Source organism: Paenibacillus oleatilyticus (assembly GCF_018998565.1).
GTDB lineage: Bacteria > Bacillota > Bacilli > Paenibacillales > NBRC-103111 > Paenibacillus_G > Paenibacillus_G oleatilyticus.
Genome location: NZ_JAHNZO010000005.1, coordinates 287,842 through 302,295 on the forward strand (window position 1 = coordinate 287,842; position 14,454 = coordinate 302,295).

14 protein-coding genes, 1 rRNA gene and 1 pseudogene are annotated in these 14,454 nt (G+C 56.0%); 13 read left to right on the forward strand and 3 right to left on the reverse strand.

Translation table 11 applies throughout. The features are described 5' to 3' along the window. Positions 1-69: 69 nt before the first annotated feature. Complete coding sequence (gene cls / locus KQX66_RS09080) at positions 70-1,500, forward strand: cardiolipin synthase (RefSeq protein WP_216792136.1); 1,431 nt, start codon at positions 70-72, stop codon at positions 1,498-1,500. A gap of 27 nt (positions 1,501-1,527) precedes the next feature. Here cls and ligD read toward each other — a convergent pair whose 3' ends face one another. Continuing rightward, entirely contained in the window at positions 1,528-2,433 is a 906-nt protein-coding gene (gene ligD / locus KQX66_RS09085) for a non-homologous end-joining DNA ligase (RefSeq protein ID WP_216792137.1), read from the reverse strand. A gap of 182 nt (positions 2,434-2,615) precedes the next feature. Between ligD and KQX66_RS09090 the strand changes: the two genes are divergently transcribed. After that, complete coding sequence (locus KQX66_RS09090) at positions 2,616-3,299, forward strand: response regulator transcription factor (protein ID WP_010496046.1); 684 nt, start codon at positions 2,616-2,618, stop codon at positions 3,297-3,299. After that, the gene (locus KQX66_RS09095; protein ID WP_216792165.1) at positions 3,299-4,750 is read left to right on the forward strand and encodes a sensor histidine kinase; all 1,452 of its coding nucleotides are present in this window, start codon (positions 3,299-3,301) and stop codon (positions 4,748-4,750) included. Before KQX66_RS09090 ends, KQX66_RS09095 begins: the two co-directional genes overlap by 1 nt. A 319-nt stretch (positions 4,751-5,069) precedes the next feature. Here KQX66_RS09095 and KQX66_RS09100 read toward each other — a convergent pair whose 3' ends face one another. Next, positions 5,070-6,011 (reverse strand): ATP-dependent DNA ligase, encoded by a 942-nt coding sequence (locus tag KQX66_RS09100; RefSeq protein WP_216792138.1) that lies wholly within the window; start codon positions 6,009-6,011, stop codon positions 5,070-5,072. 394 nt (positions 6,012-6,405) lie between these two features. Between KQX66_RS09100 and KQX66_RS38695 the strand changes: the two are divergent. Together KQX66_RS38695 and KQX66_RS38700 are read left to right on the forward strand one after the other, a co-directional pair. Continuing rightward, positions 6,406-6,957, forward strand: a pseudogene (locus KQX66_RS38695) (ATP-binding cassette domain-containing protein); the annotation flags it as partial. 24 nt (positions 6,958-6,981) lie between these two features. Further along, the gene (locus KQX66_RS38700; RefSeq protein WP_438804184.1) at positions 6,982-7,935 is read left to right on the forward strand and encodes an ABC-F family ATP-binding cassette domain-containing protein; all 954 of its coding nucleotides are present in this window, start codon (positions 6,982-6,984) and stop codon (positions 7,933-7,935) included. A gap of 45 nt (positions 7,936-7,980) precedes the next feature. Here KQX66_RS38700 and ku read toward each other — a convergent pair whose 3' ends face one another. Then, positions 7,981-8,841, reverse strand: a complete 861-nt coding sequence (gene ku, locus KQX66_RS09110; protein ID WP_216792140.1) for a non-homologous end joining protein Ku — start codon at positions 8,839-8,841, stop codon at positions 7,981-7,983. Positions 8,842-9,034: 193 nt separating this feature from the next. Between ku and KQX66_RS09115 the strand changes: the two genes are divergently transcribed. The 8 genes from KQX66_RS09115 to KQX66_RS09150 all read left to right on the forward strand — a co-directional run. Then, positions 9,035-9,244 carry a hypothetical protein gene (locus tag KQX66_RS09115; RefSeq protein ID WP_216792141.1) on the forward strand — a complete coding sequence of 70 codons (210 nt, stop codon included), beginning with the start codon at positions 9,035-9,037 and terminating at the stop codon, positions 9,242-9,244. Continuing rightward, positions 9,241-9,423 carry an H-type small acid-soluble spore protein gene (locus tag KQX66_RS09120; protein ID WP_216792142.1) on the forward strand — a complete coding sequence of 61 codons (183 nt, stop codon included), beginning with the start codon at positions 9,241-9,243 and terminating at the stop codon, positions 9,421-9,423. The genes KQX66_RS09115 and KQX66_RS09120 overlap by 4 nt, the downstream gene beginning before the upstream one ends. A 296-nt stretch (positions 9,424-9,719) precedes the next feature. Then, positions 9,720-10,757 (forward strand): thiamine-phosphate kinase, encoded by a 1,038-nt coding sequence (gene thiL / locus KQX66_RS09125; protein WP_308647198.1) that lies wholly within the window; start codon positions 9,720-9,722, stop codon positions 10,755-10,757. 15 nt (positions 10,758-10,772) lie between these two features. Beyond that, positions 10,773-11,249, forward strand: a complete 477-nt coding sequence (tsaE, locus tag KQX66_RS09130) for a tRNA (adenosine(37)-N6)-threonylcarbamoyltransferase complex ATPase subunit type 1 TsaE (protein ID WP_216792143.1) — start codon at positions 10,773-10,775, stop codon at positions 11,247-11,249. Continuing rightward, positions 11,246-12,109, forward strand: a complete 864-nt coding sequence (gene tsaB, locus KQX66_RS09135; protein ID WP_216792144.1) for a tRNA (adenosine(37)-N6)-threonylcarbamoyltransferase complex dimerization subunit type 1 TsaB — start codon at positions 11,246-11,248, stop codon at positions 12,107-12,109. Before tsaE ends, tsaB begins: the two co-directional genes overlap by 4 nt. A gap of 16 nt (positions 12,110-12,125) precedes the next feature. Continuing rightward, entirely contained in the window at positions 12,126-12,629 is a 504-nt protein-coding gene (rimI, locus tag KQX66_RS09140) for a ribosomal protein S18-alanine N-acetyltransferase (protein WP_216792145.1), read from the forward strand. 53 nt (positions 12,630-12,682) lie between these two features. Next, positions 12,683-13,750, forward strand: coding sequence for a tRNA (adenosine(37)-N6)-threonylcarbamoyltransferase complex transferase subunit TsaD (tsaD, locus tag KQX66_RS09145; protein WP_216792146.1), 1,068 nt, complete (start codon positions 12,683-12,685; stop codon positions 13,748-13,750). A gap of 377 nt (positions 13,751-14,127) precedes the next feature. Then, positions 14,128-14,454 (forward strand): 16S ribosomal RNA (locus tag KQX66_RS09150); the annotation flags it as partial.

The window sequence follows — 14,454 nt, forward strand, 5'->3', positions numbered from 1 at the left end:
GGGCGGCTAGAGGTAAAAGCTAGGACAGATTGGAAAGCGCCTGTTGTTGTAAAAAGGAGGAATGACGACGTGCTGTGGCTCGTCATCGCACTGACCTTATTCATCATTCAGATTCTCACGATTCTGGTCGGGGAGTTTCGCCGCCCGGCCAAGGCGATGGCGTGGCTTTTCATCTTGTTTCTCATTCCGGTCATCGGGTTTGTCATGTATTATTTTTTGGCTAAAGAATACACGCAGCGGAAAAAAGTGAAGCGCAACGGGCTGCGGCTCGTGAACGATATTCGGCATCTCGGCAAAAAGCAGTATTCGGCGGATTTTCAGCCTGAGGAGGATCGGCTGAAAGGCTGGCGGCACGAGCCCAGGCTGTTCTCGCTGCTCAATAACATTCCCGGTGCCCTCATTACGATACATAACGAGGTGCGGGTGCTGACCGACGCCACCGCGGCGTATCCGGCGATACTGGCTGCCATGGAACAGGCGAAGGGGCATATTCATTTTGAGTTTTACACCATTCGCAACGACGGCATTGGGCGCCAGTTTCATGAACTGCTGATCCGCAAAGCGCAGGAAGGCGTAAAGGTGCGCTGCATCTTCGACGGCATCGGCAGCTACCAGCTCGATGGCAAATTTGTTCAAGAGCTGAAGCGGGCCGGGTGCGAGGTATACTTCTTTTTGCCGGCGGTGATTGCTTTTTTCGACAAGCGGATGAATTACCGGAATCACCGCAAGATCGTCGTCATTGACGGCGTCCGCGGCTTTCTCGGGGGAATCAACATCGGAGACGAATACCTGGGGGCGAATCCCAAACTGGGGTACTGGCGGGATACGCATTTGGAGCTGGAAGGCGACGCGGTGTATTCGCTGCAGTATACGTTTTTGACCGACTGGATGTTTGTGAGCGGAAAACGGCTGGCGGATTCGGAATTTTATCCTGAGCACGATTGCACAGGCCGCAAGCCCGTACAGATTATTTCAAGCGGGCCGGATGCGCATTGGGATGCCGTTCTGGAGATGTTTTTCGCATCGATCACGGCGGCCAAGCGGAGAATTTACATTACCACCCCTTACTTCATCCCCGATCCAAGCATTACCATGGGGCTGAAGACGGCGGCGATCAGCGGAGTGGACGTCCGGATCATATTCCCGCAAAAAGCGGATTCGCGCATCGTGAACTATGCTTCCCGGTCGTATCTGGAAGAGCTGATGCAGGCCGGAGTCCGCTTCTATGCCTACCAAAAAGGCTTTATCCATGCGAAGGTCATTCTGATCGACGATCTGCTCGCTTCGGTCGGTACCGCGAATATGGACATGCGCAGCTTTTACAACAACTTCGAGCTGAACGCCGTATTGTTCGACAAAGAAACGATTCACCGGCTGGAAACCGATTTTATTCTCGATTTGAAGGAAAGCCGCGAGGTCAAGCTGGAGGCGTTCGAGAAACGCTCCCGTTGGCAGAAGGGGAAGGAAGTCATTGCGCGGCTCCTGTCGCCGCTTTTCTAACAAGCGGCGTGGCGCCGATTTCCTGGGCTAACGAATAAAGGACAGCACGTGATCCAACTGCTGCGGGGGGACTTGAGCGATCAGGTCTCCTTTTTGCTGCAGGCGCTGCATGATGTTCAGCAGGTGAAAATCCCGGGGATCGGGGCGGAGCGCCACTTCGTCCCAAGTCAGCGGAGTCGACACCGTGGCGTCCTTGCGGGCCCGCGGCGTATAGGGAGCGGACAGCGTCTTGCCGTACCAGTGCTGGAGATAATCGATGTAAATCAAGGTGCCGCGGTCTTTTTTGAGCCGCTCGACGGTGAACAGCTTCGGGTATTTTTGCACCGCGAACGTGGCGACGAATTGACCGATCCGCCGGAGCTGCTCGAACGTATAGCCGCGCTCCCGGGCGATCGGGACGTAGATTTGCACGCCTGTGGCGCCGGACGTTTTCGGTACGGACCGGATATTCATGCCGTCCAGAATGCCGCCGATAATCTGGGCCGCCTCCATAATGCGCGGCTCGGGATCGACGCTCGGGTCAATATCGATCACCCATTCGACGGGCAGCGTCTCGCCGATCCGATGAAACGAGGGATGGAACTCCAGGCAGGCCAAATTCCCCAGCCACAGCAGCGTCGGCAGGGAATCCAGATGAACGTAGCGGATCGATTCCAGCATTGCCGTCTTGACGAAATCGGGTGTCGGCTCAGGGACGTTTTTCTGATAAAATGACTTGTCGTTCCAGCCATGAGGAAACCGGATGGTTGTCAGATAACGGTCGCGGCAATACGTCAGCAGGTAAGGGGAAAGCTCCGCGAGCTTTTGCAGATACATCGCTTTCGTAATCTTCTTCTCCGGCCACAGCGGCTTATCCGGATTCGTTACCGTCAGCTCCCGGCCTTCAACGATCAGCGTCCCTTTCGTTTTCGGATATTTGGCGGGTGCGGGCATCGGCAATCCCTCCTGTTCCTGAAATATATTAGTTAGTATATACTCGCGCTCCCCTTTTCATAAGGCTGTCGGGCAAAAATACGTTGCGTAAACGGTGAGGGCAAACTGAAAGTTCGCTGAATCATCCCCAACGCGTCCGTCAACCGGTCGGGATTGGTGTACAATGAAAAAGAGGTGACATCATGCAGCCAATCAAAGGCGTAAAAATATTAATCGTCGACGACGAACCGAATATTGTCCAGTTTTTGGAGCTGGGCCTGCAAAACGAAGGCTTTGAAGTTTTTACCGCGCCGGACGGATTTACAGCCGTCACGTTAGCCAAGCAAGCCCGGCCGCACATCGTCATTCTGGACGTCATGATGCCCGGCATGGACGGGTTTGAGGTATGCCGGATGCTGAAGAAAACCGAGCACGTCGCCATTATCATGCTGACGGCCAAGGAAGAAGTGGAAGACCGGGTCAAGGGACTGACGCTCGGGGCCGACGATTATATGGTCAAGCCGTTCAGCTTCGAGGAGCTGCTGGCCCGGATTTATGCGCGGCTGCGCAACCAGTTTCCCCATCTGTTCGCGGAGGTGGCGTACGGGCCGTTCCGCATCGACGACCGCCGCAAAGAAATCCGCTACGAAGACCGGGTGCTGGAGCTTTCGCCGACGGAATACGAGCTGCTGTCTTTTCTGGTCGTCAATCACGGCCTGGTCCTGAGCAAAACGGTCATTTTGGACAAGGTCTGGGGATACGATTTTGGCGGGGAGGACAATATCGTCGAAGTGTACATCCGCTCGCTCCGCGATAAATTGAACGACAAGGAGCACCGGATCATTCGGACTCTCCGGGGATCGGGCTACCGGGTAGACCTCGGGTGATGCGGGGGTGGTACCGGATCCGGCGTATCTTCGCGCCTCGTTCGCTTCGCCTTCAGCTCCTGTCCCGTTCCTTGTTTATTTTGGCGGGACTGCTGCTGTTAATCGGCGTTTTGCAATATGTGTTCATGGAGCAATTTTTGATTAAAAATAAAGTCGCCAGCATCCAAAGCCAATTTTTTTCCATTCCACTGGATATATGGGCGAATCCGAACTTCGAAAACGGCCGGGCAAGGGGGCCTTTTCTGCCCGAAGCTTCGCTGGCGTTCGTCGGGCCGGGCGACAGCTTCCGGGTCGTCACGAAGAATCCCCGCGCCGGGTCGGTGCCGCGGCTTCCCGCCGAGGAGTACCGCGAGGCTTTGGGGCGGGAGCAAAGGCAGCCGCACTATCGGATCGTCAGGGACGACAAGGGGATGGACCAACTGGTCGTTCTGCAGCGGATCGCTCCGCGCGGGCGTCTTGCCCAGATCAGCACGAGCATGGAGCCGATTCGGGATGTGCTGCTCAGCCAGCTTTGGACCTTCCTGGCTTTGGCTGCAGCCGCTCTGGGGATAGGGGTTGCCGCATTTCTTCCCGTGCTGCGCAGAACCCTCGTCCCGCTTTCCAACATGATCGAAACCGTAGAGCAGATCGATGCGGGGAAGCTGGACGAGCGGCTGCCGGCGCATCAAGGCCAACTGGAGATCGACCGGCTCTCCCGGTCGTTTAACCGGATGCTGGAACGGCTGGAAGCTTCGTTCGAAACGGAGAAGGAAGCCAAGGAGCAGATGCGGCGCTTTATTGCGGATGCTTCGCACGAGCTTCGTACGCCGCTTACGTCGATTCACGGCTTTCTTGAGGTGCTGCTGCGGGGAGCGGCCCAGAAGCCGGATCAGCTGGACAAAGCGCTCAGAAGCATGTACGGGGAGTCGGAGCGGTTAAACAAGCTGGTTCGGGACCTGCTGCTCCTGGCCCGCTTGGATCGTCATCCGACCGTGGACTTGAAGGAAGAATCGCTGAGCGGTATCGTCGATGAAATGGAGCCGCAGCTCCGGCTGCTGGCAGGCAGGAGAAACGTGCAGTTCTCCGTTCAGCCTGACGTGTCCGCCCGCATCGACAAAGACAAAATCAAGCAAGTGCTGCTCAATTTGTTCCACAATGCCGTTCAGCATACCGATCCAGTTGAGGGCACCGTCAGCGTTTCGTTAGAGCAAACGCAGGAGGAGGCTCTGCTGTCGGTTCAGGATAACGGCAGCGGCATTCCGGAAGAGCATGTGCCGCGCTTGTTCGAACGGTTTTACCGGATCGACTCGTCGCGCGCCCGCATTTACGGAGGGGCCGGGCTGGGACTGTCGATTACGAAATCGATTGTGGATCTTCACGGGGGAACGATTGAGGTGAACAGCAGGGTCGGCGAAGGCTCCAGTTTTACCATTCGTCTTCCGGTGAGCGGAGGAACGCAAGCGGACGAGTAATCGTCCGGAGCTTGTTGAAAAAGTGGCTAATTGACGTAATAGAGGGGTTTACGAAAGGGTGGGGTATCTGCTTCCGGTCGCTGCCCCACCCCGCAAAGTGAAATTCAATCAGGGAAGCTAAGTCCGAGTACTTTGCGGGGACCCCGCGTCTGCAGGAAATTTTCATTGTAATCCACTTAGTAGTGGGTATTTCCCGCAGACAAAGGCGAACGCTATCGCTCCTACAGTAGATACCCCACCTCCGTATGTATCTCTATATCAGTCAAAACCTCTTTCTCGACACTTTGTGGACGAATAAATCGTCCGCTTGCTTTTTTATTTATAAGTTAGGGAATTTGCACTCGCTAGGGTTTGTATCGACAAACGCCTGAATACTGGGGTGCCTCATCGTATGCCCCGGGGTCCACTCCATAAACTGCACCTTCACCACGATTTGCGGAACGATCCAAACCGCGTCTTTGCTCCGTTCGGGCTCGTTCACGAACGGCTTCGCTTTCGTCCTCATGGACGCTACGCGTGCCGTCAGCTCCCGCCACTCTTGCTGCGTCACCTTCCCGGTGCCTGCGTGCCCGATGTAGTAGAGGCTGCCCTGCCCGTCGTACAAGCCGAGCAGGAGCGAATTGACGATATTGTCCCGGTACGTGACGCCTCCTACAACAGCCAGCAGATCATAAAATATTTTGCGCTTCTGCCACCGTTTATCCTTACCACCGATCATATACGTGCTGTTCAGGTTTTTACAGACAACGCCCTCCATCTGATGCTTGATCATCACCTGCAGCAGCTCGTCGGGGACGGCGAAGTTTTGCACTGTTTGCACATCGGGTTGCGGGATGACAATCTCCTGCAGTATGCGCTGCCGCTCGGCAAGCGGCTTATCCGTAACCCATTGCCCGCCGTAGAACAAAACGTCGAAGATCATGTACGTGACCGGGGTCTGCGTGACGGCGAGCTCAATGTTTTGCTGCTTTCTTAGGCTGTCCCGCTTCATAATCTCATGAAACGACGGCTTGTGATGGTCGAAGGCGATGAATTCGCCGTCCAATATGAACGAAGAGGCCGAGCAGTAGCGCGAAGGAGACAAAAATTCGGGATACTGCAAGGACCGATTGTTCAATCTTCGATTGACGAGCTGGACCTTGGAGCCGTCGCAGTAGGACAGCATGCGCACGCCGTCCCATTTGATCTGGGCGATCCATTCGCCGCCTTTGGGGAACGAATCGGAGCTTATCGGTTCGAAGGGAACGACCGGGTTCAACATGAGAGAGCCCCCCTAGAATTCGTGGTTATTAACAGTTATTCCCTCTTGTTGCTTGACATAACGGCCAGCGGCTCGATATAGTTAAAGGTGCACAACAATTAACTTTGGTATAACGAGGTGGAAAGGAAATGTTTTTCTTATCGACTGTTCTGAAACGGAATTTGGCTTAAACGGGAGAAGTCTGCCCATTTTTCACCCTAAGCCAACCGAAGAACAGTAGATAAAGAACTCGATTCCTTTCGTTCAAATGATACAATTTGCAACGGGTCAGGGCGTGTTCGCCTTGCCCGTTTTTTGTTTTCCATACAACCTAAGCTAATTGAATAGAGCTTTGTCCGGCTGTTTCTCCGGTTGGCTTCGAACCTGAAGCGAAAAGGAGAGAGCTTTCATGAGTATGTTGAACGTTGAACAGCTTACCCATACGTATGGGGATAAAAAAATATTCCAAAATATCCAGTTCCGGCTGCTGCGGGGAGAGCATGCGGGACTCGTCGGCAGCAACGGGGCCGGCAAGTCGACCTTGCTGCGTGTCTTGGCGGGACAACTGCTTCCCGATGGGGGCAAGATCGAATGGCTTCCGCAAGCGCGGCTCGGTTATTTGGAGCAGCACGCCGATCTGCAGGCGGGAATGACGATTATGGACTATTTGCGGGGCGCTTTCGCTCAATTATATGAGCTGGAACGTGCCTTGCATAAGGTCGCAGAGCAAATGGCCGTGGCGGACGCCGACCTCGAACCGCTGTTAACCCGGTACGGCGAGCTGCAGAGTCGGCTGGAGCATGCCGATTTTTACGGCATCGATTCCAAGATCGAAGAGGTGGCTGCCGGATTAGGGATTCTTGAGCTCGGCAAAGACCGGGAGGTCGACAAGCTGAGCGGGGGGCAGCGCACGAAGCTGCTCCTGGGCAAGCTGCTGCTGGAGGAGCCGCACGTATTATTGCTCGACGAGCCGACCAACTACTTGGACGACGTGCATATCGAATGGCTGACCGGCTATTTGAAGCGTTACGAGCAGGCTTATCTCGTTGTCTCGCACGACGAGGCCTTCCTGAATGAAATTACAACGACGATCTTTCATTTGGAGCATCAGACCATCAAACGCTACGCCGGGAACTATGCCGCATTCGTCAAAAGTTATGAACTGAACCGGTTGCAATGGCAGGACGCGTACGAGCGCCAGCAGAAGGAAATCGACCGGCTGGAGAGCTTTATCCAAAAGAATCGGAACCGCAAAGCCAAACAAGCGAAAAGCCGGGAAAAAGCGCTGGAGCGAATGGAACGGATCGAGAAACCGACGTCGGGGCCGCGGCCCCGCTACAGCTTTCATGTTCATGTGGAACCCGTGAACCGAATCATGGAAGCGAAGCACCTGCAATTCGGCTATGCAGAGCCGCTAGCCGTTCCCGTAAACCTGCAATTGAAGCGCGGGGAAAAAGTGGCGGTGATCGGGTACAACGGCATCGGGAAATCGACTATGCTCAAAACGATGCTGGGCCTGCTGCCGCCGGTAAGCGGAACGGTACAGCTCGGCGAACGGGTCACACCGGCTTATTTCGCCCAGGAGCAGCTGCCTTCGGACGAAACCGCGCTGGAGCGGCTGTGGTCGCTGCGGCCGGATAAGACCCAGAAGGAAATCCGGCAGACGCTGGGTATGGCCGGTCTGACCGAAAAGCATATCCGGCAGCGCCTTAGCTCGCTTAGCGGCGGGGAGCAGGCGAAGGTCCGCTTGTGCGAACTCATGCTGACAGACAGCAATCTTCTCGTGTTGGATGAACCTACGAACCACTTGGACGTCCGGGCAAAGGAAGCGTTCAAGGAAGCGCTGAAGGAGTACAAAGGGACCATTCTGCTCGTTTCCCATGAGCCGGAATTCTATGAAGATTGGATTACTCAGGTTTGGCGTTTGCAGGACTGGAGCAAGTAAGCGCGGAGAGGGAACACTCTCCCGGCACAAAGAAACGATCGGCGCTTAGCCGATCGTTTCTTTCGTTTTCGCTTTGCCTTTTCTTGTTTTTGCGGCTTTGGCTTTCTCGGTCGTTCCCGGCGTCGGCTCGGTCACTACCGGTTTCACCGCTTCAAGGCTCGCCTGCAGGGCGGCCATCAGATCGATGACGTTCGCTTTATGCGGCTCCGGCGCGACGCGGACCTGCTGGCCGGAAACTTTCGATTCAATCGCGTGCAGCACGGCCGAACGGTAATCGTCCTTGTATTTTTCCGGCTCGAATTTCGTCGCCAACTGGCCGATCAGCAGCTTTGCCATTTCGAGCTCCTTCTCGTTGACGTTGCTCTGCTCCGGGAGGTTCGGTACATGTTCCACTGACCGGATTTCGTCCGGGTAAAAAATCGTCTCCATCGCAATGCACCGGTCGATAATGCGGATGGCGGCCAAGCTGCTTTTGGACCGGATGGACACTTTGGCAATGCCGATTTTGCCCGTTTGCCGCATCGCTTCGAGCAGCAGACTATAGGCCCCGGCGCCGGTTTCGTTCGGAGCGAGATAATATGTTTTCTGAAAATAAACCGGGTCGATGTCCGACAAGTCGACGAAATCGAGAATCTTGATTTCTTTGGTGATCTCGCCGGTCAGCTTCTCCAGCTCGTCCTTCTCGAACAGCACGAATGAGCCCGGCTCGTATTCGTAGCCTCGGACGATTTCTCCCCACTCCACTTCTCGCTCGCAGTGCTGGCATTTACGGACGAAATTCAGCGGCGTATTGCAATCCTTATGAATCATGCGCATCGAGATGTCTTTGTCTTCCGTCGCCGAGAACATCTTGACGGGCACGTGCACCAAGCCGAAGCTGATGGCGCCTTTCCAAACCGTATGCATGGCTGTACCTCCCGGGGCCTGAGCTGGCCGTCTACTTTCTATACAGTATACGCAAAATGGAAGCGTCCCATTACATCGCGCGCGAATGTCAGCGCAAGAAATTGGGACATGCTACAGAAGAAGGCTGCATGGATCGCCAAAAAGCAAAGTCATGCCGGCCCGAACATTTTCGATCAGAGGAGGAAAAGGAATCATGAGCGAAGCAAATACGTCCGGCGGCAAGTTTACGGATGATGCAGCCCATGAAGGGCGGGACTCCAATTTTATGGACATCGACCGGATGATCAACGAAGGTCTTGGCGGCGGGCAGGTGACGATCCATAACGGACTGATCGAGGAATCGACGACCGATACGATGGATCATCCCGAATCGGTCGTCAGCGGGGAGGTCAACGGGCAATGAAAGTGTACCGCGCTCAAGAAATTATGAAATCCGAGGAAAAGGTTAGCGTGGAGTTGAACGGCGTATCCGTATGGATCGATAGCGTAGACGCCGAGCAGGAAACAGCCAAGGTGCATGTGGAAGACCGCCCTGCGGACGCCCGCGTCGTTCCGGTCGACGAGCTGCAGGAAGTCCAATAGCTGCTGCGAGGACCGTGTTTGAGCAAAAGCTTTCCGAAAGCATGCAGGCCGAGAGGGCCCATGGCTGGGGGAAGCTTTTTTTGCTGGGGTAAAGCGGTTTCGGGTCTCATGCTATCGGGCAAGCCGATAGTCAGTAGTAGGAGATCGGTGGTATGATATATATGAAAGATTCGATTTAGTAACACAGTGTTTCGAACGATACTCGGCGCTCCGAAACAATAGCAAAACGGCATGTTTGTCTAGATACAAAGGAACGGCTATAATAATTGTCAATACGAGAGCGGAGGCGGATAGATGTGAGCTCGGTCGACGAATTTACGCTGATCGACCTGCTGAACGGCGGGAAGCAAACGATCGCTTTTCAACGGGCCGGCGGCGTGGAGACAGGGATCGGCGACGATGCGGCCGTCGTTCGCGCCTCTTCGGATAGCCGGTGGATTCTCACTTGCGATACGATGACGGAAGACATTCATTTCAAGCGGGTGACGATGCGCGATGTGGACATCGGGTATAAAGCGATGGCTTCCGCCGTCAGCGATATCGCTGCGATGGGAGGAACTCCGCGGTATGCCCTCGTGGCGCTCAGCATGCCGAAGTCGACGCCGGTGGAGCGTGTGCGCGCAATGTACGACGGGTTGTACGAATGCGCGAACCGTTACCGGGTCGTTGTTGCAGGCGGAGACACAACCTCGTGTATCGGGGGCGTGACACTGACCGTAACGGTGATCGGAGAGACGGAACCGGACAAAGCGCTGCTCCGCTCGGCAGCCAGACTGGGAGATGTCGTATTTATTACCGGTATTACCGGCGATTCGGCGGCCGGACTGGAATGGCTTCTGGGGAAAAACAAGCCGTCGGAGGAATGGGACGACGATCCGGAGCTGAAGCGGTATCCCGGACTGATTCGGGCGCACTGCCGTCCGGAGCCCCAGATCGAAGCCGGCGAGCTGCTGCGGCGGTCCGGCTTCTGCCATGCGCTCAACGACGTCAGCGACGGGATCGCCAGCGAAGCGTGGGAAATTGCCGCGGCGTCGAACATCGGGATCGATCTGATCGAAGACCGGATTCCCGTGTCGGGCGAGCTGCTGGAATATGCTTCGAAGCAAGGGAAGGACCCGCTCGATTACATGCTGTACGGCGGCGAAGATTACCAATTAATCGGAACAGCGCCCGCCGAACACGCCGTCGAGCTGCAGATGCAGTTTAAGGAAGCGGGGCTGCCGCTCTATCTGATCGGATATGTCCATGGGGAGCATTCCGGCGTACGGCTTGTGCGAAGCGACGGCAGTGCGGTATCGCTCGCCAAGCGCGGCTATAATCATTTTACCGGATGAAGGGACGATCCTGACATGGCCATATATGCATTTCAAGCCCGTCATGTCGCCGATACTTCCGTATTGGCGGAACGCTTGGCCTCGTTGTTTATCCCGGGAACCGTCATTACGCTCGACGGCGACCTGGGGGCGGGCAAGACGACATTCTCGCAAGCGGTAGCCAAGGCGATAGGCGTCAAGGACATCGTGAACAGTCCTACGTTTACGATCATCAAAGAATACGAGGGTTCCGAGTTCCCTTTCTACCATATGGACGTGTACCGGTTGTCTTTGGAAGAGGCGGATGATTTGGGGCTGGACGAATATTTTGACGGAAACGGCATTACGCTTGTCGAATGGGCTTCGCTGATCGAAGAGATTTTGCCTCCGCAGCGGTTGGAGATTCGGATTGAGACCGACGGAGAAAACGGGCGAAGCTTCACGCTCAAGCCGTTAGGCGACCCTTATGAAGCATGGTGCGCGAAGCTACAACAGAACGGATGGTTAACATGATTCAGAATACGGCATCAGATTCGACTTTATATGGCGACGGCAAGCTTATGCTGTCCGTCGATACGTCAACCGTGTCGATGACGACCGCGTTGACCCGGGGACGGGAAATCCTGGGAGAAATTACTTCAAAAGCGGAGCGAAACCATTCGCTTTATCTCGTGCCGACCTTGCAGCGGCTTATGGCGGAGTGCGGCGTCCGGCCGGACGAGCTGTCGGCGTTTGCCGTCGGCGTCGGGCCCGGTTCCTATACCGGCGTGCGCATTGGTGTGACGGTCGCCAAAACCTTTGCCTGGACGCGGAAGCTGGCTTTGCTCGGCGTCTCTACGCTCGAAGCGTTGGCGCTCGGCGGAGCCGGTTCCGCCTCGGATTTCGGCGCGCTTCAAGACGGGGAAACCGTGCGGGGCGGAGCGCTTCAGGCGATGGATTCGCTGCTTGACGCGGCGCGCGCGACGGGGGAAACGACATGGGTCGTCCCGCTGATCGACGCCCGCAGGGGTCAAGCGTTTACGGCGCTGTACGCCGTTTCGCCCGAGGGCTGGAAGTGTCAGGTGCCGGACGGTATTCGTCTGACCGCCTCTTGGACGGACGAGCTCCTTTCCTTGGGTGCATCGGCGGCAACCGGACCCGGCCGTGTCGTTTTTACGGGTGAGCTGGAGCTGCATCAAGAAGCGATTCGTTCGTTTGCTTCCCGGTGGGGCGGACCTGTAACGGAAGCTCCGCACGAGCTGCGCGCCCGCCATGTCGCCGAGCTTGGCCTGATGCGGTGGAAGCGGGGGGAGACCGAGGATGTTCACGGGTTGGTTCCGAACTATACGCAATTGGCGGAAGCGGAAGCCAAACTTCTCGCCAAGAAATCTTAGGGGAGGCCTGTCCGATATGGAACCTAAACGCGAAGCGCAACCTGTCTTTGACGGAGCTATGCTTTTTCGCCCTATGCACACGGACGACATCCCCGTGATCTGCGAGATCGAACAGGAATCGTTTGCCACGCCTTGGACGGCCGGGGCGTTTTACAATGAGCTGACGAGCAATAATTTCGCCAAATATCTCGTTTTGGAGTACGAAGGCGAAATTGCGGGTTTTGGCGGCATGTGGCTGATTATGGAGGAGGCGCACGTCACCAATATAGCGATTCGTGAAAAATATCGCGGGCGCAAGCTCGGAGAGCGGCTGCTTGTGGAAATGCAGCAAACGGCCGTTTTTTACGGGGCGCTGCGCATGACACTGGAGGTGCGCCCGTCCAATCTGATTGCCCAGCGCTTGTATGAGAAGCTGGGATTTCGTTCCGTCGGTATTCGACGGGGCTATTATACCGACAATAAAGAAGATGCGATTATTATGTGGGCGGACCTGCCCAAATCGGAACGGCTCTCCAAATAAATGAAAACGGCTGCCAGCGAGCGGTTCGAGAACAGACGAGAGGTTTATTGACGATGAATGAACAATCGAACGAAGCAGTGTCCGTTCGCCCGGATCGGGACGGCGGACCCGTTTATATATTGGCTGTGGAAACAAGCTGCGACGAGACGTCCGTGGCGATTGTCCGGGACGGCAAAGACATCTTGGCGAACGTCGTGTCCAGCCAGATCGAGACGCATCAACGATTCGGCGGCGTCGTGCCCGAGGTCGCTTCGCGCAAGCATGTGGAATCCATCACATGGATTATTGAAGAAGCGCTGGACAAGGCGAACGTGAAGCCGACCGAGCTGGCCGCTGTCGCCGTGACGCAAGGGCCTGGCTTAGTCGGCTCCTTGCTGGTGGGGATGGTGGCGGCGAAGGCGCTGGCCTGCGCGCTGGAGCTGCCGCTGATCGGTGTGCATCATATCGCCGGGCATATTTATGCGAACCAGCTCGTGAATGAGCTGGAATACCCGTTTGTAGCGCTGGTCGTCTCCGGAGGCCACACCGAGCTTGTCTTTGTGGAAGCGGAGGGGCGCTTCCGCATCATCGGGCAGACCCGGGACGACGCGGTGGGCGAAGCCTACGACAAAGTCGCGCGGGCGCTGAAGCTGCCGTATCCCGGCGGCCCGCACATTGACCGGCTGGCGCACGAGGCCCGGGAAGCGGTCACGCTTCCCCGCGCCTGGCTGGAGCCGGATTCGTACGACTTCAGCTTCAGCGGGCTGAAGTCGGCCGTGCTGGCGGCCCTGAATCAGGCCGCCATGAAAGGACAGCCGCTGGCCCCGGAGGCCGTGGCGAAAGGCTTCCAGGACTCGGTCATCGACGTCCTGGTGGAGAAGGCTCTGCGCGCCGTGCGCGCTTACGGCGCGAAGCAGCTTATCCTTGCCGGCGGGGTCGCCGCCAACAAGGGCCTGCGCGCGGCGCTCGAGGCTCGCTGCGCGGAAGCGGGCATACCGCTGCTGGCGCCGCCGCTCAGCCTGTGCACGGACAACGCGGCGATGATTGCCGCCGCGGCTTTTTTGAAATACCGCCGCGGGCAATTCGCGCCGTTCGATATGAAAGCCGAGCCGCTGCTGAAGCTCGAAGCGTGGTCGGTTTGACGCCAGTTCTTTGCAAAGCCGCTGCCGCCGTTGACCCGGATGGCCGCGGCTTTGTTCTGGCTTAAAGTCATATTCATCCTAGCGGAAAAAAATTCAATATAAAAAAGGGTTGCTTTCCGTTTGTAGATTTGATATATTACTCCTTGTCGCTTCTGCGGCAGGCTTTAAGAACTTGAGACTTTCGAATCTTGAAAAAAATAAAGCTTGCAATGATAGAGTGGATGTGATATATTAAAGAGGTCGCTTTCGAGAGGTTGAATTAACCGATCGGAATGCTAGGAAATGAATTGCCCTTTGAAAACTGAACATCGAGTGAGTGTCATAAAGAGAATGCAAATTCTCGTCAGTAGTACTTTTGAGCTTTAATCAGCTTTTCTTTAATGGAGAGTTTGATCCTGGCTCAGGACGAACGCTGGCGGCGTGCCTAATACATGCAAGTCGAGCGGACCCTTCGGGGTTAGCGGCGGACGGGTGAGTAACACGTAGGCAACCTGCCTGTAAGACTGGGATAACTACCGGAAACGGTAGCTAAGACCGGATAAGTGATTCTCTCGCATGAGGGAATCAAGAAACACGGGGCAACCTGTGGCTTACAGATGGGCCTGCGGCGCATTAGCTAGTTGGTGGGGTAACGGCTCACCAAGGCGACGATGCGTAGCCGACCTGAGAGGGTGATCGGCCACACTGGGACTGAGACACGGCCC

Excerpts from the sequence above, each read along its gene's own strand:
- KQX66_RS09090 (WP_010496046.1), top strand. The coding sequence starts at position 2,616 with ATGCAGCCAATCAAAGGCGTAAAAATATTAATCGTCGACGACGAACCG.
- KQX66_RS09120 (WP_216792142.1), top strand. The coding sequence starts at position 9,241 with ATGAAAGTGTACCGCGCTCAAGAAATTATGAAATCCGAGGAAAAGGTT.
- tsaE (WP_216792143.1), top strand. The coding sequence starts at position 10,773 with ATGGCCATATATGCATTTCAAGCCCGTCATGTCGCCGATACTTCCGTA.
- KQX66_RS09115 (WP_216792141.1), top strand. The coding sequence starts at position 9,035 with ATGAGCGAAGCAAATACGTCCGGCGGCAAGTTTACGGATGATGCAGCC.
- ligD (WP_216792137.1), bottom strand. The coding sequence starts at position 2,433 with ATGCCCGCACCCGCCAAATATCCGAAAACGAAAGGGACGCTGATCGTT.
- rimI (WP_216792145.1), top strand. The coding sequence starts at position 12,126 with ATGGAACCTAAACGCGAAGCGCAACCTGTCTTTGACGGAGCTATGCTT.
- ku (WP_216792140.1), bottom strand. The coding sequence starts at position 8,841 with ATGCATACGGTTTGGAAAGGCGCCATCAGCTTCGGCTTGGTGCACGTG.
- tsaD (WP_216792146.1), top strand. The coding sequence starts at position 12,683 with ATGAATGAACAATCGAACGAAGCAGTGTCCGTTCGCCCGGATCGGGAC.
- tsaB (WP_216792144.1), top strand. The coding sequence starts at position 11,246 with ATGATTCAGAATACGGCATCAGATTCGACTTTATATGGCGACGGCAAG.
- KQX66_RS09100 (WP_216792138.1), bottom strand. The coding sequence starts at position 6,011 with ATGTTGAACCCGGTCGTTCCCTTCGAACCGATAAGCTCCGATTCGTTC.
- KQX66_RS09095 (WP_216792165.1), top strand. The coding sequence starts at position 3,299 with ATGCGGGGGTGGTACCGGATCCGGCGTATCTTCGCGCCTCGTTCGCTT.